The organism is Snodgrassella sp. W8124 (genome assembly GCF_016100875.1).
GTDB lineage: Bacteria > Pseudomonadota > Gammaproteobacteria > Burkholderiales > Neisseriaceae > Snodgrassella > Snodgrassella alvi.
In genome coordinates this window covers 153,356-175,551 of record NZ_JACFRP010000001.1, presented here as the reverse complement: position 1 = coordinate 175,551, position 22,196 = coordinate 153,356, and the positions used below count along the sequence as shown (strand labels likewise).

Annotated in this window: 22 protein-coding genes and 1 tRNA gene; 5 read left to right on the top strand and 18 right to left on the bottom strand. The window is 44.6% G+C overall.

Annotation, left to right across the window (positions count from 1 at the left end):
* Nucleotides 1-94: 94 nt before the first annotated feature.
* Together H3U73_RS00775 and H3U73_RS00770 are read right to left on the bottom strand one after the other, a co-directional pair.
* Nucleotides 95-892 (bottom strand): hypothetical protein, encoded by a 798-nt coding sequence (locus H3U73_RS00775; RefSeq protein ID WP_198189820.1) that lies wholly within the window; start codon nucleotides 890-892, stop codon nucleotides 95-97.
* Nucleotides 893-1,299: 407 nt separating this feature from the next.
* A complete protein-coding gene (locus tag H3U73_RS00770; protein ID WP_025331335.1) occupies nucleotides 1,300-2,028 on the bottom strand; it encodes an OmpA family protein in 729 nt (242 codons plus the stop codon).
* Between the two features lie 466 nt (nucleotides 2,029-2,494).
* On the opposite strand from H3U73_RS00770, the gene H3U73_RS00765 reads away from it, so the two are divergent.
* Nucleotides 2,495-3,445: a CysB family HTH-type transcriptional regulator gene (locus tag H3U73_RS00765; protein ID WP_084551753.1), complete on the top strand. Its 951-nt coding sequence runs from the start codon at nucleotides 2,495-2,497 to the stop codon at nucleotides 3,443-3,445.
* Nucleotides 3,446-3,522: 77 nt separating this feature from the next.
* On the opposite strand, the gene fabG is transcribed toward H3U73_RS00765, so the two are convergent.
* From fabG to H3U73_RS00725, 8 genes are all read right to left on the bottom strand, one after another.
* A complete protein-coding gene (gene fabG, locus H3U73_RS00760) occupies nucleotides 3,523-4,266 on the bottom strand; it encodes a 3-oxoacyl-ACP reductase FabG (protein ID WP_084551752.1) in 744 nt (247 codons plus the stop codon).
* Between the two features lie 11 nt (nucleotides 4,267-4,277).
* Nucleotides 4,278-5,222 (bottom strand): ACP S-malonyltransferase, encoded by a 945-nt coding sequence (fabD, locus tag H3U73_RS00755; protein WP_084551751.1) that lies wholly within the window; start codon nucleotides 5,220-5,222, stop codon nucleotides 4,278-4,280.
* 38 nt (nucleotides 5,223-5,260) lie between these two features.
* Nucleotides 5,261-6,124 (bottom strand): hypothetical protein, encoded by an 864-nt coding sequence (locus H3U73_RS00750; RefSeq protein ID WP_037393068.1) that lies wholly within the window; start codon nucleotides 6,122-6,124, stop codon nucleotides 5,261-5,263.
* Between the two features lie 24 nt (nucleotides 6,125-6,148).
* Entirely contained in the window at nucleotides 6,149-7,111 is a 963-nt protein-coding gene (locus tag H3U73_RS00745; protein ID WP_078475364.1) for a beta-ketoacyl-ACP synthase III, read from the bottom strand.
* Between the two features lie 78 nt (nucleotides 7,112-7,189).
* Nucleotides 7,190-8,209: a phosphate acyltransferase PlsX gene (gene plsX, locus H3U73_RS00740; RefSeq protein WP_078475421.1), complete on the bottom strand. Its 1,020-nt coding sequence runs from the start codon at nucleotides 8,207-8,209 to the stop codon at nucleotides 7,190-7,192.
* Nucleotides 8,210-8,218: 9 nt separating this feature from the next.
* Nucleotides 8,219-8,746, bottom strand: coding sequence for a phosphoribosyltransferase (locus tag H3U73_RS00735; protein WP_025331342.1), 528 nt, complete (start codon nucleotides 8,744-8,746; stop codon nucleotides 8,219-8,221).
* Nucleotides 8,747-8,909: 163 nt separating this feature from the next.
* Nucleotides 8,910-9,089 carry a 50S ribosomal protein L32 gene (gene rpmF, locus H3U73_RS00730; protein ID WP_025331343.1) on the bottom strand — a complete coding sequence of 60 codons (180 nt, stop codon included), beginning with the start codon at nucleotides 9,087-9,089 and terminating at the stop codon, nucleotides 8,910-8,912.
* A 32-nt stretch (nucleotides 9,090-9,121) separates the two neighbouring features.
* Nucleotides 9,122-9,625 carry a DUF177 domain-containing protein gene (locus H3U73_RS00725; RefSeq protein ID WP_025331344.1) on the bottom strand — a complete coding sequence of 168 codons (504 nt, stop codon included), beginning with the start codon at nucleotides 9,623-9,625 and terminating at the stop codon, nucleotides 9,122-9,124.
* Between the two features lie 51 nt (nucleotides 9,626-9,676).
* On the opposite strand from H3U73_RS00725, the gene H3U73_RS00720 reads away from it, so the two are divergent.
* The 4 genes from H3U73_RS00720 to H3U73_RS00705 all read left to right on the top strand — a co-directional run bounded on the left by H3U73_RS00720 (nucleotide 9,677) and on the right by H3U73_RS00705 (nucleotide 12,759).
* The gene (locus H3U73_RS00720; RefSeq protein WP_084551750.1) at nucleotides 9,677-10,267 is read left to right on the top strand and encodes a nucleoside triphosphate pyrophosphatase; all 591 of its coding nucleotides are present in this window, start codon (nucleotides 9,677-9,679) and stop codon (nucleotides 10,265-10,267) included.
* Complete coding sequence (locus H3U73_RS00715; protein ID WP_078475365.1) at nucleotides 10,264-10,977, top strand: SAM-dependent methyltransferase; 714 nt, start codon at nucleotides 10,264-10,266, stop codon at nucleotides 10,975-10,977. Before H3U73_RS00720 ends, H3U73_RS00715 begins: the two co-directional genes overlap by 4 nt.
* An 82-nt stretch (nucleotides 10,978-11,059) precedes the next feature.
* Nucleotides 11,060-11,136, top strand: a tRNA-Pro gene (locus tag H3U73_RS00710).
* Between the two features lie 336 nt (nucleotides 11,137-11,472).
* A complete protein-coding gene (locus tag H3U73_RS00705; protein WP_025331347.1) occupies nucleotides 11,473-12,759 on the top strand; it encodes a dicarboxylate/amino acid:cation symporter in 1,287 nt (428 codons plus the stop codon).
* Between the two features lie 145 nt (nucleotides 12,760-12,904).
* Here H3U73_RS00705 and metG read toward each other — a convergent pair whose 3' ends face one another.
* The 8 genes from metG to alr all read right to left on the bottom strand — a co-directional run bounded on the left by metG (nucleotide 12,905) and on the right by alr (nucleotide 22,039).
* Nucleotides 12,905-14,962 (bottom strand): methionine--tRNA ligase, encoded by a 2,058-nt coding sequence (gene metG / locus H3U73_RS00700; RefSeq protein WP_084551749.1) that lies wholly within the window; start codon nucleotides 14,960-14,962, stop codon nucleotides 12,905-12,907.
* Nucleotides 14,963-15,062: 100 nt separating this feature from the next.
* Entirely contained in the window at nucleotides 15,063-15,626 is a 564-nt protein-coding gene (locus tag H3U73_RS00695) for an SCP2 domain-containing protein (RefSeq protein WP_084551748.1), read from the bottom strand.
* Nucleotides 15,620-16,225, bottom strand: a complete 606-nt coding sequence (locus H3U73_RS00690) for a TIGR00730 family Rossman fold protein (RefSeq protein WP_198189818.1) — start codon at nucleotides 16,223-16,225, stop codon at nucleotides 15,620-15,622. Before H3U73_RS00690 ends, H3U73_RS00695 begins: the two co-directional genes overlap by 7 nt.
* 63 nt (nucleotides 16,226-16,288) lie before the next feature.
* Nucleotides 16,289-17,365 (bottom strand): prephenate dehydratase, encoded by a 1,077-nt coding sequence (pheA, locus tag H3U73_RS00685; protein WP_025331351.1) that lies wholly within the window; start codon nucleotides 17,363-17,365, stop codon nucleotides 16,289-16,291.
* Between the two features lie 70 nt (nucleotides 17,366-17,435).
* Nucleotides 17,436-18,659 (bottom strand): multidrug effflux MFS transporter, encoded by a 1,224-nt coding sequence (locus H3U73_RS00680; protein ID WP_025331352.1) that lies wholly within the window; start codon nucleotides 18,657-18,659, stop codon nucleotides 17,436-17,438.
* A 35-nt stretch (nucleotides 18,660-18,694) separates the two neighbouring features.
* On the bottom strand, nucleotides 18,695-19,693 hold the full coding sequence (argF, locus tag H3U73_RS00675) for an ornithine carbamoyltransferase (RefSeq protein ID WP_216353325.1): 999 nt from the start codon (nucleotides 19,691-19,693) through the stop codon (nucleotides 18,695-18,697).
* A 10-nt stretch (nucleotides 19,694-19,703) separates the two neighbouring features.
* Nucleotides 19,704-20,861 (bottom strand): succinyl-diaminopimelate desuccinylase, encoded by a 1,158-nt coding sequence (gene dapE / locus H3U73_RS00670; RefSeq protein ID WP_172397406.1) that lies wholly within the window; start codon nucleotides 20,859-20,861, stop codon nucleotides 19,704-19,706.
* 119 nt (nucleotides 20,862-20,980) lie between these two features.
* On the bottom strand, nucleotides 20,981-22,039 hold the full coding sequence (alr, locus tag H3U73_RS00665) for an alanine racemase (RefSeq protein ID WP_084586578.1): 1,059 nt from the start codon (nucleotides 22,037-22,039) through the stop codon (nucleotides 20,981-20,983).
* Nucleotides 22,040-22,196: the final 157 nt, after the last annotated feature.

The following is a 22,196-nucleotide window of genomic DNA, read 5'->3' as shown; positions in this document are numbered from 1 at the left end:
CAAACATGTTTTAATTTACCTAATTTATTTAATCAATAATTTAATCATATCCTGCTGTTTGATACATTAGGCAGATATCTGAAGTTTATCAATATCAGATATCTGCCAGGGAACAATTGCGCTGCCATAAAGAGGTTTTACAACGTAAATGACCAATATACTGTAATGGATATACTGGTACAACTGAAGGGATATCACCGGCACGCATATGCAATAAATCCCTGGGAGCAACCCATTCAGCCGGCGTTTTGGTTAAAGGCAATCCTGCATAATTATAGGCAGCGACAACCAGTTGCGAACAAAAGTAACGGTCTGAAGAAAAAGGCGTTACCTGTACTACAGCCATGGTATTCAGGCACAAATGGCGAAAAGCTCGCGGAATAACTGGCAATTCACACACTTTACGGGTAACTGTATAAGGTGTCTGCTTGATAATCCCCATATAATTATATTTCCCGCCAGCCTCTGCTCTGGCAAATTCACGGATTTTTTCAGCCTGTAAATCATTTAGCTGCGGATGGCGATAAACGGCCAGTAACGGACTTTCATCAACGCTTTCAGCCAGAGACATAATATGCACACCACCACCCACGGCTTCTGCTATTTCTCCATCTCCTAAATACAGAAATGCATGGCTAACCGAAGTATTACCAAACAAGCGCAAAACACGGGAATTGAGACTGGAGTCGGCAGAAAATAAAATATCACCGCTTTGTAAATCCATCGGCTGAACCAATACTACTCCTGTCTGTGGCGCAGTATTTTGTCGCTGAAATTTTACTGATACATGTTTTTTTTCACCCGAAACATTAGGGACTCGCTGAAACTGTGCGGTACAGGCAAAAAGTAAATTACAGCATAAAATTAAAAACAGGAATTTAAAAAATTTCATAGATGAAATGATTTTATATTTTACTGAATACTTATCATTAAATAGATTTAATGTTTACTTAGTTATATATGAATATGCCATTTTTATTTATATACTATTTGCATATTCGAAAAACCATTACTAATAGAAATAATGAACAAATAATTCATATCAATCATATTTTATTTTTACCAACATGCATATTAACACTTTATTAATAATTATTCACTTATCTGAAAATATTTTAAAGTAATACAATTCTAATGATTTTAAATTGATACCAGATCATCCAACCTATTATTGTCAAATATAACTATCAATTTTCTATACAAAGGATATTACAGGTATTCTGATTTCCTTAAAATTTTTATTGGCATAAAAAAACCCTGCTTTAAGCAGGGTTTTTCATCAATATAAAATTAGAAAAATTATCTAACTTTTTTAGCTACCTGAGTGCGGATTTTCACATCTACACGGCGATCAGGTGCAATACATTCGATTAAAGCAGTACGTTTCTTAGCAGCTGAAACTTTCTTGCCTAATTTAGCAACTTCACGCTGACAAGTTTCAGTCATGCGGGCTTCAGATTTACCCAAGCCGACTGCTGAAATTTTCCCAGCAGGAACACCTTTAGAAACCAGATACTGAGCAACAGTATTAGCACGACGATCAGACAAAGTCTGATTATAAGCATCTGAACCTTTAAAGTCGGTATGACCTTCAACACGTACAACCTGTACGCTGCTGTCTGCCAGACGGGTAGCCAACTGATCCAGAGTATCGATCGCTTCAGGACGCAGGGTAAATTTATCAAAGCCAAACAGGAAGTTAGCAGACAAAGATACTGTTTCATCAACAAATTTAGGTGCTTCTGGAGCAGCCTGTGCAATTGGGTGACCACAATTGTTACCCAGAGTTGGTTCTTGATCGTTGTTGAAACGGTTTTTCACACATTCAGGTGTACCATCGGCACCATTTTCGCGGGTGACGATAATTTCGCCAGTTCCTTTTTCAGGAGCAGAACTGGTAGTATAGCCATTGTAAGCACCAGCAGGTTCACCGGTCCAGTCGGCACCCGGTACAACACCATTGGCAAAAGCGGCAGTTGAAGCAGCCATAGCAACGATCAATGCGCTCAATTTTAGCTGTTTGGTCATGTTATTCCCTCATCAAAAAATTTGTTATGTGTTGATTCAGCCTGAAATTCGTCTGATCAATACACAAATACCATTTACAGGCCGCTCAAACCGGGCGGGTAGCTTGGTAAATCAAGTCTATACTATAAAAAACCGCAGCATAAACTGTCAATATGCAAACTACCAAGGCGAAGCTGCTAGACGACCCGCTTCCTATCTGTGCATGATGCCTAAAAAATAGCTTTGTGTCACTTATTTACAACTAAATTCACGCGTTTACCCTAATTAAGTTGCATGAAAACAACAAGCAAGCTTCTATTATCCTAAGGGTCTGCTACAGGTGGATTAACGTGTAAAAATGTTAAGCTTAGAGTGAAAGTGTTCCATGTCAGAATGGGTAAATTGAGTTATGATGCAGATAAAGAAGCTTTTTTGTTGTATTTGAGAGACAGTTAAAAACTCCAAACCTAAAAGGGGCTGAAATACTATGAAGCTGCAACAGTTACGTTATGCAGTTGAAGTTTATCGTCAGAATCTGAATGTTTCAGAAGCAGCGGAAGTACTGTTTACTTCTCAGCCTGGTATTTCCAAGCAAATACGCATGCTGGAAGAAGAACTAGGCGTACGATTATTTGTTCGTCATGGAAAACGCATGGTTGCAGTGACAGCTCCGGGCAAAATTGTTCTGGAAACTGCCGAGCGGATTTTACGTGAAGTACAGAATATTAAAAGTATTGGTACAGAATTTGCCGACCAGAATATTGGATCACTGACCATTGCCACCACACATACATTGGCCCGATATGCTCTGCCAAAAATTATCTCAGCGTTTGTTGAATGTTATCCGCAGGTACAGCTGAGCATCCATACAGCTAGCCCTAAAGCCATTAGTCATATGGTGCTGGAGGGAGAAGTAGATTTTGCCATTGGTATGGAAATGGAAAGTGAGCATCCTGAATTACGCAAATTGAGCTGTAAAGCCTGGAATCGCAGTATCGTAGTTCCTGATAATCATCCTCTGCTTGATTTAAAGCGGCCATTACGGCTCGAAGACATAACAGCTTATCCGCTCATCACTTATGATATTGCTTTCGCTGAACAATCTAAAATCGCCCGTGCTTTTACTCAGGAAGGCTATCAGTTACCCAGAGTTAAACTGGCTTCAGCCGATACGGATGTCATTAAAACTTATGTTGCTCAGGGGCTGGGTATCGGATTGCTAGCCACCATGGCTTTTGACAGTAAACAAGATGAAGGTTTACAGCAGATTAGTGCAGAACATCTGTTTGAACCTTCCTTTATCCAGATAATACTCAGACAGGATGTTTATCTGCGTGGCTTTGGCTATGAGTTTCTGGCCTTATTTGCTCCTGGGTTAACACGGTCGCGGATTGAATCTGCCCTGTATTCTTCTTACGAAGAAGATTTTTCAATTTAATAGTATTTATCCCCGATACAAAACAAAGCCATTTTTATCAGATGAAAAAAATGGCTTTGTAAATACTTTAACTGATATCAGGACATCAGCATTCCGCCGTTCACATGCAGCGTTTGTCCGGTAATGTAACGAGCTTCTTCACTGGCCAGAAACAAAACTGCGGCGGCCACATCTTCTACAGTTCCAAAATGATTCAATGCCGTTTGCCCAGCAAAAAAATCACGCTGCTCTTGCGGTAAAACTTTTGTCATATCGGTTTCGATAAAACCAGGAGCTACACAATTTACGGTAATCCCGCGCGAGCCCACTTCACGCGCCATTGATTTACTGAATCCGACTAATCCGGCCTTGGCTGCAGCATAATTAGCCTGGCCAGCATTACCGATAAAACCGACTACAGAGGTTATATTGATAATTCTGCCCCAGCGTGCTTTCATCATACTGCGGGTGACTGCTTTGCTGGCACGGAAAGCAGATTTCAGATTAATTTGCATGATTTCATCCCATTCTGATTCTTTCATGCGCATCAGCAAATTATCACGGGTAATACCGGCATTATTAACCAGTATGGCAATATTACCGATATTACTTTCAATGTCGGCAATCAGATTTTCAATACTGTTTTCTTCAGCGATACGTAATTCCCGCCCTTCTCCGCCAAAATCAGCCAGTGCTTCATTGATACTAGTCACACCTGCAGCAGAAGTGGCTGTACCAATTACTTTAGCACCTTTTTCTGCCAGAAAACGGGCAATAGCGGCGCCAATTCCACGGGTAGCACCAGTTACCAGCGCAATTTTACCTGTTAAATCCTGATTCATAACTTATTCCTTTAGCTCTCAACATGTGCAGCAATAAAACTTTCTATACTTTGCACACTGGTTAATGCAACGCAACTGGCGCTCTTATCAATCCGTTTAGCCAGTCCGGCCAGCACTTTACCCGGACCGCATTCAGCAAATTCTGTTATTCCGTCAGCCACCAGTTTGCTTACTGTTTCAGTCCAGCGCACAGGTGAATATAACTGCTGTACCAGAACCTGTTTAATTGTTTCCGGTTCTGAATGCACCGCAACATCAATATTATGCAATACCGGAATTTGTGGTTTTGAAATATTAATCTGCTCCATGGCCGCAGCCAGTTTGGTTGCAGCTGGTTTCATCAGACAGCAGTGTGAAGGCACGGATACAGGTAACGGCAGTGCACGCTTGGCTCCGGCAGTTTTAGCAAGCTCACAGGTACGATTAATGGCAACAGCAGTTCCGGCAATCACCACCTGACCGGGTGAGTTGTAATTTACGGCTTCGGCCACTGTACCGGATAATTCATTTTGTGCCTGTAAACATACCTGACGCACGATATCATCATCCAGTCCCAGTATTGCGGCCATGGCACCCTCTCCGGCCGGTACAGCTTCCTGCATTAATTGTGCACGCAGACGAACCAGTTTCACAGCATCATGAAATGCCAGGCTGCCGGCAGCGACCAGCGCAGTGTATTCTCCTAAACTGTGCCCGGCCAGCATCACAGGTAACTGACCATGCAATTGCTGATATACACGCCATGTGGCAATGCCGGCAGTCAGCATCAGGGGCTGAGTATTAACGGTTTCGTTCAGGGCTGTGCTGTCTTCCCCGTTCATCAATGTCCATAAATCCTGATTAAGTGCTTCTGATGCCTGTTCAAATGTTTCTTTAACAACTGGCATATCATTAAAGCCGGACATCATATTGAGACTTTGTGACCCCTGTCCGGGAAAAAAAAAAGCAATACTCATGATCTTCCTTGAATTGAATAAAACTAATGTCCGGACAATTATTGTGCCGGAGGCTGATTGGTCTGTAATGGCTGTTCGTGGTGCAGAAACATTTTGGCACCTGCCGGGGCACCTATTGCGTAAGCAAGATTAGCTTCCAGTGACTGGGCAAAAGGCCCTTGATAGATTTTGTTACCCATATGGGTCAGGTTAGAGCGTGCATCAACATAAATCTTACCGCCTAACTGATTCCATAAGCGGCAAAAACTAAAATCTTCAGATAAATAACGCTTCGTCACCGGATCAACAAGACAATCGTAAAAGCGATAGTGATATCCCCTATCAGTAACACCGATAGAATCAGGCTGATATTGCAACTCAGGATAAGCTTCCATCAGCCGGATAAATACTTCCCGCTTGATAACCATAAATCCGGTCGGTGCCTCTGGCAGCTCAATAAAGCCTTCATCATCTACCTGTACATGCACCTCATGATTAGTATCTGCCTTACTGATATTGATGGTATAGCGAGTATAAGCGGCATTAAACTGCTGCCGGGTCATATGCTCAGGAATACCTTCTTCCGGCCATGACTCACGCTTGAGCGGATAAACACCTGCAACAATATCGCGATCTGCCAGCAGCAGACGCTGAAAAGCTTCCGGTGAAAAACCGATATCAGTATCAATCCAGCATAAGTGCGTCCATTCCGGATGCGACAGAAATTCTGCGACACAGTTATTCCGTGCACGGGTAATCAGACTTTCACCCTGATGCATAAATACCTGTATCGGAAAACCTGCACTGGTATGCGCAGCAACTAAAGCCAGCAATGACTGTACATAATTACCAAAATACCGCCCGTCATGACTGGGCGACATAACAACCGGATACATATTGGCTAACGCAGATTGAGATAGCATAATCCGATCCTGATAGGAACAATATTAATATTTTAAGGTAACCGCACCCCAGGCAAAGCCACCTCCGATACCTTCAAGCAACAAGGTCTGGCCGCGCTTAATCCGACCGGATTTAATTCCTTCATCCAGTGCCAGCGGAATAGAGGCAGCAGAAGTATTGCCCTGCTCAGCAAGGGTAACAATAACTTTATCCATTGATACACCGAGATGACGTGCAGTAGATTCGATAATGCGCAGATTAGCCTGATGCGGAATAATCCAGTCTATATCAGACGGCTGTAAACCGGATTGATCAATGACTTCTTTTGCAATATTGGCCAGTGCTTTTACTGCAAACTTATAGACAGCCTGCCCGTCCATATACAGATAGGGTGAACCTTCAATTTTTCCTGCTGCAATTTTTCCCGGTGTTTGCAGAATATGACTGTAATTACCATCAGCCTGTAATTTGGTATGGATGATACCGCCTTCCTGTTCGGAAGCACCCAGAATAACTGCACCGGCACCATCACCAAACAACACACAGGTACGCCGGTCATTCCAGTCAAGCAGACGACTGAACGTTTCCGCGCCGATAACCAGTGCCTTACTGGCCATGCCACTTTTAATATAAGCATTGGCAGTAGCCATTGCATACATGAATCCAGCACAGACTGCCTGAACATCAAATGCCGGACAGCCGGAAATACCCAACTTATTCTGCACAATACAGGCAGTAGCAGGAAATGTCATATCCGCAGTTGAGGTAGCCACAATAATGAGATCAATTTCATTTGCTTCAATGCCTGCATCGGCCAGCGCAATCTGCGCTGCAGAAACAGCCATATCACTGGTCTGTTCATTTTCTGCGGCAATATGACGCGCTTTGATACCGGTACGCGTTGCAATCCACTCATCCGAGGTATCAACAAATTTGCTCAGGTCATCATTAGTCAGGCGGCGTGCAGGCAGGTAACTGCCTGTACCCAGAATATGGGCATTCAGCATGGCATAGTCTTTAATTTATGGCAAAGGGCATATTTTAAACAAAGTCATTTGACTTGTCTGCCTTTGCAACAAAGTGATTTATTCTTCCATAACAGCCAGCTGACGTGCAACACCGGCCTGAATTTTTGTAATTGAATCTGCTTTAATGGCTTTATAAGCTTCCTGCAGGGCAAAACAGAAACCTGTAGCATCCGTACCGCCATGGCTTTTAATTACGACACCACGTAATCCCAGAAAAATAGCACCATTAAAACGCCGCGGATCAAGACGCCGCTTAAACCCCTTTAATGTTGGTAATGCAATTAATGCGGCCAGTTTATTAAACCAGCTGCGGGTAAACTCTTCTTTAACAACTGAACCGGCAAATTTCACCGCTCCTTCGATACTTTTGAGCATTGCATTACCGGTAAAACCATCAACTACCAGCACATCAACTTCAGCTGTAAAAATAGAATTACCTTCAACATTACCGACAAAATTCAGATCACTGCGTCGTAAAAGCTGATGAGTTTCTTTAGCAGCTGCATTACCCTTGATGTCTTCAGTACCGACATTGAGTAAGCCTACTCTTGGTTGCGTATTTTCAGGAAACAGTGCCGCTACCTGCTGGCTACCAACAATAGCAAACTGCAAAAGCTGGGTGCTGCTGCAATCGACGTTGGCACCCAGATCCAGCACAAGTGTCATATGATTATTGCGGCCGGGCAGGAATTTAGCAATTGCCGGACGATCAACACCATCAATGGTTTTCAATACAAAGCGGGCAGTTGCCATCAGTGCTCCGGTATTGCCGGCCGATACAGCTGCCTGTGCCAGACCTTCTTTAATCTGGTTGATGGCCACACGCATCGAAGAATCTTTTTTATTCTTGAGCGCAGAAGTCGGTTCTTCATCCATGCCTACCACTTCACTGGCCGGACAAATGGTAATCCGCTCCATGGAAGCATTAGCTTTATTTAATGCATTTCTGATTTTGGCTTCATCACCAACCAGAATCAGTGCAGCGTCAGTTTGCTGCTGTAAAAATGTCAGCGCCCCCGGAATGGTTATATCCAGACCGAAATCGCCGCCCATGGCATCTACAGCAATGGTTTTCAGGGTCATAGATCATGCCTCTGATGTAGCTTGGGCTGCAACATGCTCATAGTGCTCATCAATATCAAGCGCATCCCAAGGATAGTTAATCCACCAGTCATCAACCTGTATAGCACTATAAAAAGGTAAATCTGCCGGCAATACCCCCTTTTTGGGTTTGCGCTTTTCATGCAGTACTGCTACCCCAAGATGCTGGAATCCTTCATGCTGTAATTCGCGAATACAGTATTCGAGCGTAGCCCGGCTGTCATCCACTTCATCAACAATCAGTAGTTTTTTGTTTTTTAATTTTTCGTCAAAACCATTGGTCCACTGTATTTTCTGCGGCTGGTCAGTCGGGCAGTCGTTAACGTCATAATAAGACAAAGTAACGGTATATACAGGAATATTCAAAAAACTACGCAATATACGTGCCGGAATAAATCCACCACCACCGATAGCGATCATTGCATCAAATGAATGCTCTGATTTCTGAATTTTTTCTGCCAGCTGTTTAATGGCACGATGTATGTCTTCGTAGTTATACCAGATTTTTTTCATGGGAAACCCGAGTCAGTGTAAAGCAGGCCATTGAGGCTGCCGGGAAAGTGGAAGCAGTTTATTTTAGCAGGATAATTACCCTGCTAATATTGGATACAAAAAAGCCAGTGATTGCAGATGCAATGTCTGGCTTTCATACGTATTGAATAATCAAAGGTGTAAATTATTCACCTTTGGCTTTGACTACTTTACGTCCGCGGTACATACCGTTTGGAGAGATGTGGTGACGCAAATGTACTTCACCGGTAGTGGTATCAGTAGAAACCTGTACAGCGGTCAGACCATCGTGTGAACGGTGCATACCACGTTTTGAAGGTGATTTTTTGTTTTGTTGAACTGCCATGTTAAAGCTCCTGGGTAATGTAAGTTAATTCGTTAGTGGCCGCTTTTCAGTCCTGCCAGTCTGGCAAAAGGATTACCTGAGTCTTGATTGGTTTGGGTTGCCAGAGTGTGATCACAGTCTTCATGTCGCGGTGCAACCGGAATAGCCATTAAAATCTGGTCTTCCAGCAGTGCAGCAAGATTATATTCTGCACTCCATACCGCGCCTTCAAGTGTTTCATCAGCGGCCATGGCCTCGTCCAGCAACTGTTCGCTGGTAAACAGCACCACATGCGACTGGTCATTCAGCGCCCAGGAAACTGCCTGTAAACAGCGCTGACACACCAGTTCCAGCTGACCTTCCACACTGATGTCGAGAAAAGGACGCTGCCAGCGGTCAATACCACCGCAAACCTGATACTGGATAATGCCTTCGCGTTGCGCTAAAAGTTCATGCGACCAAACCCGCCGGTCAAGCGCCTGAAGCTGCAATTGACCGCTGCGTTGCTGCTGTTCACGTGTGAACGTGGCCGTATCAATCAAAATAGGGTCTAACATAAACGGCGGATGATATAATTTAAACTTTATAATGTCAATGAGTTCGCACTTATGCCAAGAGAGAAAAAGTTGATTCTGGCTTCCAGCTCCCGTTTTCGCCAGCAACAACTTCAGCAGTTAAACATCCCTTTTGACGCGGTTAAACCTGATTTTGATGAAACGCCACTTTCTGCTGAAACCGCACCACAAACAGCGTTGCGTCTGGCCAGCGGCAAAGCATACTCTCTAGCCAGTCTTTATCCGGATGCTCTGATTATCGGTTGCGATCAGGTTGCGCTATGTCGCGAGCAGCAACTGGGCAAACCACTAACCGTAACAAAAGCACAACAGATGTTACACTATTTGAGTGGTCAGCAAGTGATATTTTACAGTGCACTTACGGTACTGAACGCTGCTGAAAACCGCCTGCATCAGCATATTGATGAAACACGCGTCATGATGCGTTCACTGACTGAGGCGCAGATTAAGCATTATCTGAGTCGTGAACCGGATGCTGTACATTGTGCCGGCGCGGCAAAAAGTGAAGGATTAGGCGCTTTACTAATTAAACGCATCGAAAGCACCGATCCGAATGCACTGATTGGTTTACCGGTTTTTCGTCTGGTGGATTTTCTGCTGGCAGAAGGAATGAATATTTTATGAGCAGTCCTGTACTCTATCTGATCCCGACACCGCTGGGAAATGCGGATACACCGTGTCTGCTTGCGCATGAACAAAAATGCATTGTTAACCTGACTGACTTCGTTGTTGAAGCAGAAAAAACAGCACGGGCTCATTTAAAAGCCTTCGGTGTGCAAACACCGATTCGTGAGCTGAATCTGTGCACTTTGAATGAACATACTCCTGAGCGGGATATTGCTAAGTTATTACAACCTTTGCAGGCCGGTCGCAGTATGGGATTACTCAGCGAAGCCGGCTGTCCGGCTGTTGCAGACCCGGGAGCCCAACTGGTGGCACTGGCACATCAGGCCGGGTTTACTGTCATGCCGCTCGTGGGACCGTCCAGTATCATGCTGGCTCTGATGGCTTCTGGCGCCAACGGACAGTGTTTTGCTTTCAAGGGTTATCTGCCTGCTGAAAAAAACGCACGTATTGAATGTTTGCATACTCTGGAAAAGCGCTCACGACAGGAAAATGAAACTCAGCTTTTTATTGAAACGCCTTACCGTAATGATGCTTTACTGGCTGATGCCATAGCGACTTTACATTCTGAAACCCGTTTGTGTATTGCCGCAGATTTAACTATGCCGACCCAAACTATTATTAGTCAGAATATTGCAGCATGGCGAAAAATGCCGGCATTGCCACCGCTGAAAAAAAGACCATGTCTGTTCGTTGTTTATGCCGGATAATTGTAACTGATATTTTTTGAAATTAATTTGCGCTTCACTCTTGTCAATGTCTTCGCCGCTGCCTATAATGCACAACTTCTTTCGGAGTGTAGCGCAGCCCGGTAGCGCACCTCGTTCGGGACGAGGGGGTCGAAGGTTCGAATCCTTTCACTCCGACCATATTTTAAAAACCGTCTGCTTATTTCAAGCAGACGGTTTTTTTATAACTAAAATAAATTTATTTTGAATGAAATTATCTTAAATTAAATAATATAAATTATTTTTTACTTCAAAAACACGATAGAAAATTATCGTCAATTCCTAATACAACCATCTATTTTTCTATAAAAAATTTTCTTATCATACATCCTTTTGTCTCATGGTTCTTATTTAGTAATTAATAATGCTTTTCTGTTAAGTTATGTAGGCTTTATAATCAGCCAATTATGTTACATCCTACTACATAATAACGTTAAAAAACTGTAGCCTTTAAACACAACCCATTGAAAGGTAAACATGTTACCACTCGAAATTGAGGAAATGAATCCGCCACCGAAAAAACAGCGCTGGTATCAGATCCTATATGTACAGGTAATTATTGCCATTATTATTGGTATCTTACTTGGCAACTTTTTCCCTACTGTTGGCGAAAGCATGAAACCTTTAGGTGATGCTTTCATCAAATTAGTGAAAATGATCATCTCCCCAGTTATTTTTCTTACCGTGGTAACCGGCATCGCCGAGATGACCAATATGAAAACCATGGGGCGGGTCGCCGGCAAGGCTATGGTTTACTTTCTTACTTTCTCTACTCTGGCACTGGCTATCGGGCTGGTCGTGGCCAATATTGCCCAGCCGGGACATGGTCTGAATATTGACCCGAGCTCACTGCAAAGTGCCAAGGTAAACGAATATGTGCAGAAGTCCCATGAATCCAGCCTGACCGGCTTTCTGATGGATATTATTCCGACTACTGCCATGAGCCCGCTAACCAATGGCAATATTCTGCAAACTCTGTTTATTGCTATTCTGTTTGGTATCTCACTGGCACTGATTGGAGAAAAAGCCCGCCCGCTAATTAATATTTTTCAGGATTTATCGGCGCCCGTTTTCAAAATGGTATCTATTCTGATGCGTGCAGCCCCGATAGGTGCATTTGGCGCCATGGCTTTTACCATAGGTAAATACGGTATTAGTTCTATTGGTAATCTGCTCTATTTGATTCTGACTTTTTATATTTCTTCCGTTCTGTTTATTCTGATTGTTCTGGGTGCTGTAGCCCGTTATAACGGTTTTTCGATTATCAAGCTGGTCAAATACATTAAGGAAGAACTGTTACTAGTACTGGGTACAAGCTCATCTGAAGCCGCCCTGCCCACACTGATGCAGAAAATGGAAAAAGCCGGCTGCAAGAAATCAATTGTCGGATTGGTAGTACCCACCGGTTATTCGTTTAATCTGGACGGTACCAATATTTACATGACTATGGCGGCATTATTTATTGCACAAGCATGTAATATTGATCTGACACTGGAACAGCAAATATTGCTGTTACTGGTTGCCATGCTAAGTTCAAAAGGTGCCGCAGGTGTAACAGGAGCAGGATTTATCACTCTGGCTGCAACCTTATCGGTAGTACCTTCTGTGCCGGTGGAAGGAATGGCGCTGATTCTGGGTATTGACCGATTCATGTCTGAGTGTCGTGCTCTGACTAATCTGGTAGGTAATGCCTGTGCCACTATTGTGGTTGCGCGCTGGGAAAAAAGCCTTGATGAAGAGCGTTTACATGAAGTACTGAAATAAGCACTTCATACAACTTAAAATTCTGCTTACAGAAATCTGATTTCCTTATACCAGGTGATGAGATTAACCATCTCATCACTTTTTTGATTCATAAATAAAAAACCAGACCAGCAATATTAGCTGGTCTGGTTTTTCAGCAAGATAATCAGCCGACTTTCATACCCGGTTCAGCCCCACTATCCACATCCAGTAAAAATAGTTTGCCATTACCGGCAGCTGAAGTAATCATTCCTTCAGACATGCCAAATTTTGCCATTTTACGCGGCGCAAAATTGGCTACCACAATGACCATTCTTCCGGCCAGTTTTTCCGGTTCAGGATAGCTGGCGGCAATACCAGAGAATATTGTGCGCTGCTCAAAACCGAGATCAAGCTGAAATTTGAGCAGTTTGCTACTGCCTTTGACTTTTTCGCACGTCAACACTTTGGCAACACGCATATCGATTTTCATAAAGTCATCAAATGAAGCCGTATCTGCCACAGGCTCATACTTTGTTTCAGCAGCAGCCTCAACTGCCTGAATATTCTGCTGATTCGCTGCAATCAAATCATCAATCTGTTTCTGTTCCACTCGGTGCATCAGATGCTGATATGCATTGATATGATGACCGGCAGGTAATAAGGTCGTACTATCAGCCCAGCTTAATGGCACCACATTCAGAAAAGCGGCTGCTTCTGCAGCAAGCTTCGGCAATACTGGTGACATATATACGGTCAGAATACGGAAAGCATTAATCAGTTCACTGCATACTTGCTGTAAACGTGCCTCCTGTCCTTCCTGTCGCGCTAGCTCCCATGGTTTGTTGGCATCGACATACTCATTGACCACATCAGCTAATGCCATGATTTCACGTAAGGCGCGCGCATACTCACGTGCTTCAAAGCTGGCAGCAATATTTTCACTTTGCGCCTGTAGCTGTGGTAACAGCTCGCTGTTGCTAACATCAGCCAGTGTTCCCTGAAAGCGTTTGCTGATGAATCCGGCAGCACGTGCGGCGATATTTATGTATTTACCAACCAAATCACTATTAACCCGGGCGATAAAATCATTCAGATTTAAATCCAGATCTTCAATTCTGCTATTGAGTTTGGCTGCAAAATAATAACGCAGCCATTCGGGATTCAGTCGCTGCTCAAGATAGGAACGGGCTGTGATAAAAGTACCGCGTGATTTGGACATTTTCTGTCCGTCTACCGTGAGAAAACCGTGTGCAAATATGCCTGTTGGTGCCCGCAGATTGGCGTATTGCAAAGTAGCCGGCCAGAATAATGCATGAAAATATAAAATATCCTTACCGATGAAATGATACATTTCGGTATCAGTATCTGCACAGAACCACTGATCAAAATCAATGCCCAGACGTTCACACAGGTTTTTAAATGATGCCATGTAGCCGATAGGTGCATCCAGCCACACATAAAAATATTTACCGGGAGCATCCGGAATCTCAAAGCCGAAATAAGGCGCATCACGACTGATATCCCAGTCACTCAGGCTATCATTCTGCAACCATTCATTCATTTTATTCAGGGCTTCTGCCTGCAAATGCGGCTGCTCACGACCATTTTTCAGCCGGGTGCTGCCGGCAGTCCACTGTTTCAGATAATCCGCACATTCTCCGAGTTTAAAGAAGAAATGCTCAGATTCTTTCAGCACAGGAGTGGCGCCGGAAATAGCAGAATACGGCTTAATCAGTTCGGTAGGACTATAAGTAGTGCCGCATACTTCACAATTATCACCATACTGATCCTGTGCATGACATTTCGGACATTCACCTTTAACAAAACGATCGGGCAGAAACAGATTTTTTTCCGGATCAAATAATTGCTCAATAGTACGGCTTTCAATTTTTCCATTGGCTTTTAAAGCCAGATAAATGCTGCGTGATAAAGCTTCATTTTCAGGTGAGTGCGTACTGTAATAATTATCATAGCCAATACCAAAGCCGGTAAAATCGGCCAGATGATTCTGACGTACCTGAGTAATCATTTCTTCCGGTGTTATTCCCTGTTTCTGTGCCGCCAGCATGACCGGCGTACCATGCGTATCGTCTGCACAGACGTAATAGCATTCATGTCCGCGGGCTTTCTGGAAACGCACCCAGATATCAGTCTGAATATGTTCAACCATATGTCCCAGATGAATATTACCGTTTGCATAGGGCAAGGCTGAAGTAACCAGTATTTTGCGTTGTTTTGTCATGATTGATGTATCGTTAGAATCTAGTAAAAATCGTTGAAATTATACCAGAGCCGTTTCTCTGCTACAGTAACGGCTCATAAACCACTCACGTGCCGGAATATTAGTCAGTTTTCTGCTGCAAGCGGGAAATTCGGGCGGCCAGTCGGGCTGTATCATCACGTAATGTTTCGACCTGAGCAGAAAAACGTTGTAATTGCTTCTGCCCGACCACAATCGCATCACTTTCCTGTGCATAATCTGCAACCTGTGCTGCAATATTCTGACCAATAGCGCAGCCTTGCTGATAGAAACTCTCCAGTTCCAGTGCCACCTTTCCGCCCACAGCATCACCAAGCAGTCTGGCCAGATCGTCACGCCAGTCATACTGCAATGCCTGTATAAGCGGCAAAATCGCCATACCCAGGGTACGGTCACCAGTAATTTGTATGTCACCCACTCCCGGCTGTACACCACTGAGCATTTTAGTCAGAGCTGTCGGAGCGATAATAATGGTGGTTTCAGCTTCTGCAGAATCTTCCTGCCAGAATCCTTGATCATCAATGCGCCCATTAAGAGTCAGCATAGGTAACACCAGCGCTACAACCCGTTGCCGGTATTGCTGCCAGCGCACTTTAAGTTCCACATTCTGCTGGATAAGATGATTAAGTACAGCTAAGGTCAGCATAAAGTTTCTCTGGTTTGCTGCGCCCATTGCGGAGTAACCCATTTAACTGCATCACGCGGCTGCCAGAGGCGCATTTGTTCCAGCAGCTCCGCTGGTTTAGCGGACTGACAAAGTAAATCCATGTTTTCCGGAGGCATAAAACCGGCAGTGACTGTATTTTGCAGCATTTGAATTAAGGGATCAAAGAAACCGGCTACATTCAGAATTCCTATCGGATGAGGATGCAGTTTCAGCTGAGCTTGTGAGAGAACTTCAAACAGTTCTTCATAAGTTCCCAGTCCGCCGGGCATGGCAATAAAGCCGTTAGCCAGTTCAATCATTTTATTTTTGCGCTCGGTCATATTGGTGGTTTCATACAATTCGGTTAACCCCAGATGCGCACCTTCCAGATTTTTCAAAAAACTCGGAATAACACCAATAACTTCACCACCATGTTCCAGTACAGCAGTAGCAATCGTACCCATCAGACCAATATTGCCACCACCATAAACCAGACGGTATCCCTGCTGAGCCATTTCCTGTCCCAGCTGCTGAGCTGCGTCGAAATAAGCTTTGTTCTGCCCCAGATTAGAACCACAATATACAACAATATTTTTCATATTTGTTTTATCTCCATGCCAGCAGTCAATGGTATCTGCTTCAGATAAATATTAATTTTGCATTTAAATCACAGCCTGCGGATAAGAACCAATTATTTTCAGAAAAGCTGAACGCTGTTGCAAGACAGCCAATGCAGCTGCCACATCCTCATTCTGCTGATGACCTTCAATATCGATAAAAAACACATATTCCCACAAACCACCACGACTGGGGCGACTTTCTAGTTTTGTCATAGATACCTGATGATCTGCAAAAGGCTGAAGTAAATCGTGCATAGCTCCGGCTTTATTGGGCGCAGCCACAACCAGTGATGTTTTATCTTTACCGCTGCTGGTCGTAATATTCCGCCCTAACACCAGAAAACGGGTAGTATTATTTGGTTCGTCTTCGATATTCTGAGCCAGTATCTGTAGCTGATAGTAATCGGCAGCCATCATTGAGGCAATGGCCGCTGCACTACTGTCTGCGGCAGCCAGTCGTGCTGCTTCTGCATTACTGGCAACAGCTATCCGGGCTACCTGCTCCGGCAGGTTTTTATCCAGCCAGTTCCGACATTGCGACAGTGCCTGAGCATGTGCATAAACCTTAGTGATATCCTGTTGCGATGCTACAGCACGCAGTAGCTGATGATGAATGCGCAGATTGACTTCACCACAAGCTTTCAAAGGCGTGGTTAATAACAGGTCGAGACTGCGCCCCACCGACCCCTCAGTAGAGTTTTCGACAGGTGTAACCACATAATCGGCCTGCTGCGCTTCGACCAGACGGAAACATTCATCAATTGAAGTACACGGATGTGTCTGTGCAGCCTGACCGAAATGTTTAATAGCAGCCTGTTCGGTAAATGTACCCTTAGGTCCGAGATAAGCGACAGTTAACGGTCGTTCCAGTGCCAGACATTCACTCATAATCGCCCGCTGTAAACGTGCAACTGCCTGACCGGACAGCGGCCCCGGATTCTGTTCCTGAATCCGGCGTAAAACAACTGCTTCACGTTCAGGACGGTACACTATGCCTTCTCCCTTTAATGTACCAATGGCCTGAGCATGAGTGGCTCGCTGGTTTAATAAGCGCAGAATTTCACTGTCAATCCGGTCTATAGCATCGCGGTGTGGTTTGAGTTTATCGTTATCAGACATAATTAGTAGTGTTATTAATAGTTTATTCAGAAAAACAAGAAAAAGGCAGCCTACTGCGGGCTGCCCGTTATTATTTATGTTTTTTTTGCCATGCGGTATGTGATAAAGCCCATAATAATACGGCACCACAACTGGTGGAAATCAGCATCATTGTCGGCATCACATGTGTCGAACCATTATGCAGCAGTGTAGTCAGCCAGCCTACAGTAGCGGCAATCAGAAACTGCATTGTTCCCAGTACAGCATTGGCACTGCCACCAATTTTACGAAAATAGCTCATGAAACACGCCTGAGTATTGGAACCAATCAAACCCTGTGAACCAATTGAAAACATAATCAGCAACAGTAACAGGAAGAAAGGCGGACGATCCATACTCCATACCACAATGGTTAATAATAAATTACAGCTTAACTGCAACAGCACACCGCCAAGCAAAATGTTGCGAGCCGGCGTAGTACGCAGACGATAAGCTGTTACCCGGTTAAACAGCATCATAGTAATTACATTGGCACCAAAGGCCCATGAATACTGATGCGGGCTAAGGCCATATATATTCATGTACAAAAAGGAAGATTCAGTCAGAAATACAAACATGGCTGCAAACGCAGCAGTTTGGAAAAACATGAATCCCAACGCTTCGCGTTCATGAAAAACCACTGAAAAATTTTCTTTTATCTTACGAAAAACTTTGCTATCCAATGGCTGAATATCCATTTTAACCTGTGGCATAAACCGCCATACACAAATCAGTACGGCCAGAGCATATACCAGCAGAAATATAAAGATAACCCGCCAGCCGCCAAGAGCAGCCAGTGCTGTACCCAGCATGGGCGCAGCCAGTGGTGCAGCCAGAGTAATAATACCAATGGTGGCAAACATTTTCGCGGCTTCATTGCCATGAAAGAAATCACGTACAGTTGCACCAACTGTAACAGTGGCCATACCGCCGCCCAGTGCCTGAATCCAGCGCCAGAACAGCAACTCTCCGGCTGAGTGAATAAAAACAATGGCAATAGCTGACACCAGATAGACACTCAGACCAATCATAGCAATGATTTTGCGCCCTTTAATATCGGATATTGCCCCCCCAAGCAATTGTCCGAGCGCAACACCAAACATGAAACTGGCCAGACTGCGTTCAATCTGATCAATCGGTGCGTGTAAAGAAGTCGCCATTTCCGGTACAGAAGATAAATAAATATCTGTGGAAAACGGCATAATAGCCACCATCACTGACAACAATAATGCCAGATAATGCGGATTAATAGGTAACTGATTGGGGGATGTTTTCATAACCATTCTTTCCATTTACTACAGGCCTGCCCCGGTCAGGTAGTTAATAACGCTACCAATACTGCTTTAATGGTATGCATCCGGTTTTCAGCCTGTTCAAAAACAATAGAAGCAACACTTTCAAATACTTCTTCACTTACTTCGGCGCCATCCAGAGAAAACTCATTAAAAAGCCACTGTCCTACCTGAGTATCGCGGTTATGAATTGCCGGCAGACAATGCATGAATTTCACTTCAGGATTATTACTGGCAGCCATCAGACGCGCATCAACGCGGTAAGGTCTGAGCTGCTCAATCCGTTCCTTCCAGGTTTCTTTCGCTTCTCCCATTGATACCCAGACATCAGTATGAATAAAATCAGCCTGATCAACAGCTGCGGCTGCATCTTCAGTTAATGTAATCCGTGCACCGGTCTGCTTTGCAATTGAGCGGCACTGTTCTACCAGAGCGTCATTCGGCCAGAAAGCCCGCGGTGCACCAATACGTACATCCATACCCATTTTGGCACCGGCAACCAGCAAAGAATTACCCATGTTGTAACGGGCATCACCCACATAAGCATAGGCAATCTGATTCAAAGGCTTTTTGCTGTTTTCCTTCATAGTAAGCAAATCGGCAAGCATTTGCGTCGGATGGTATTCATTGGTCAGACCATTAATCACCGGAACACCGGCATATTCAGCCAGCTGCTCAACAATTTCCTGTCCGTAACCACGATACTCAATCGCGTCATACATGCGCCCCAGAACCCGTGCAGTATCACGGATACTTTCTTTATGCCCGATCTGGCTGCCACTGCTGTCCAGATAAGTCACATGTGCACCCTGATCATGCGCGGCCACTTCAAAAGCACAACGGGTACGGGTAGATGTTTTTTCAAATATCAGAGCAATATTTTTACCAGTCAGACGCGGCTGCTCCGCTGCATTTTTCTTTTCAGCTTTCAGGCTGGCGGCCAGATCAAGCAGCGTCTGAATTTCTGCCGGCGTATAATCCAGCAGTTTTAAAAAATGTTTCTGTTTCAGCATCCCCATTAGTTTCTCCTTATGCAAAATGAATAAAATCAGCCTGTGCCAGCTGTTGCAGCATATTCTCATAAATAGCCGATAACTGAGCTATTGCGGCAATATCCACACACTCATCTATCTGATGAATCGTGGCATTAACCGGACCCAGTTCTATTAATTCGCTGGCGATAGCCTTAATAAAGCGACCGTCTGACGTACCGCCTGTGGTAGATAATTGAGCATTCACACCACAAACACGCTCAATGGAGGCCTGTGCTACCGTAGTCAGACGTCCTGCAGCGGTCAGAAACGGTTCTCCGGACAAAGCCCACTGCAAATCATAGTTTAAATTATATTTATCCAGTATGGCATGTACCTGCCGGCGCAGACTTTCCGCTGTCGATTCCGTTGAGAACCGGAAATTAAACTGTACGGTAAGCTCTCCGGGAATTACATTAGTAGCGCCTGTACCAGAATGAATATTGGAAATCTGAAATCCGGTAGGCGGAAAATAAGCATTTCCGTCATCCCAGTGCGTGGCAGTTAGCTCAGCCAGTGCCGCAGCAGCCAGATGTACCGGATTGGCAGCCAGATGAGGATAAGCGATGTGTCCCTGACGGCCGTGCACCTGCAGCGTACCCGACAAAGAACCACGTCGTCCGTTTTTTATCATATCCCCCAGTGTATCAACTGCCGTAGGCTCACCCACAATGCAGTAATCAATATGCTCTCCCCGCTCTTTTAAAACTTCGACCACACGTTTGGTACCATCGTGTCCGTCACCCTCTTCATCAGAAGTAATCAGCAAAGCCAGACGCAACGGCAATTCAGGTTGCTGAGCCAGCAAGCGTTCGCAAGCAGTCACAAAAGCTGCAATACTGCTTTTCATATCGGCAGCACCACGCCCATACAGATATCCATCACGCTCTGCAGGTGTAAACGGAGGCGAAGTCCAGCGACTTTCATCGCCGGTCGGTACCACATCAGTATGTCCGGCGAAACAAACCAGCGGCCCCTGCCGGCCATAAACGGCATAAAAATTATCCGTTTCCCCGAATCTGAAGGTTTCAATATTGAATCCCAGTGCTGTCAGACGGCTCATCAGCAGCGGCTGACAACCATGATCATCCGGCGTGACAGATGGCTGTGCTATCAAATCTTTGGCCAGTTTCAGTGTTTCTATTTCCATTATCATAAACTCAAAAAAAATAACTTCAGGCAGCTTGAAAGGCTGCCTGAGAACATATTACATCTTTATAAACCAATTTTTCTGTCTTGCCAAACATTTACCCAATAATTGACAATCCATACCATTTATTCATATACCATTTCAGCACGTTTAACATTACACAGCAACTCATAGGAAATGGTTCCGGCGGCAGCCGCTACTTCATTTACATTAACAACATCACCCCATAATTCCACTTCACTGCCGAGTGACTGCCGGTGGTCATCCAGCTGAACTGTCATCATATCCATGGAAACCCGACCGAGAACACAACTGCGTACCCCGTCAATTGCCACCGGTGTGCCTGTTGCCGCACGGCGCGGATAACCGTCAGCATAGCCGCAGGCCACCAGCCCGACACGGGTTGAACGGGTAGTGACATAACTGGCACCATAACCAATCGGTTCTCCCATCTGCAAAACCCGTTCTCCGAATACTTTACTTACCAGTCGCATTACCGGCTTGAAACGGCTATCAGCACCACCCATCGGCGAAATACCATAAAGTGCCAGACCCGCCCGTCCCCAGCCGCACTGTGTTTGCGGATAGGCCATTATGCCAGCCGAATTAGCCAGACTTACCTCACCGGGCAAATTAGCACAGGTCAGCTCAAAAGTACGAATCTGTTCAGCAGTCATGGTTTTCATCGGCTCATCTGCACAGGCAAAATGGGTCATTTTCACCACATCAGCTACCTTACTGCTTTGAATCAGAGCCTGATAGGCAGGCGCATAATCATGAGGAAAAAAGCCGGTTCGGTGCATACCGGAATCCATTTTCAGCCATACTGTTACCGGTTTCTGCCAGTCATAATCCAGTAAGCTTTCCAGCTGCCATAAATTACCTACTACAGGCCACAACTGGTAACGGTCTGCCAGCTCATATTCTTCAGCAGCAAAAACCCCTTCCAGCATGATGATCGGTAATTGTATACCTGCTTCACGCAACTGCACTGCCTCACTGATACAGGCCACCGCAAAACCATCAGCTATATCAGCCAGTGCCTGTGCGCAACGCACAGCGCCATGTCCATAAGCATTGGCCTTAACCACGGCCAGCATTTTGCCGCCGCCATGCATCTGCTTTAAAGCCAGAAAATTATCACGCAAGTGATTCAAACGAATCTGCGCAACTAACGGACGCATCATTGCTCCCCTGTTATCCTGATTATCAAATTTCATTATTTAAGCAAAGCCGCCATGCAGCAACAGCTTTCAGTAATAAAATTTTATCATTATCTCTATCTGAATTTCATGTATCACCATAACTGCCTGCCGTATCAGATAAATTAATAATATATTA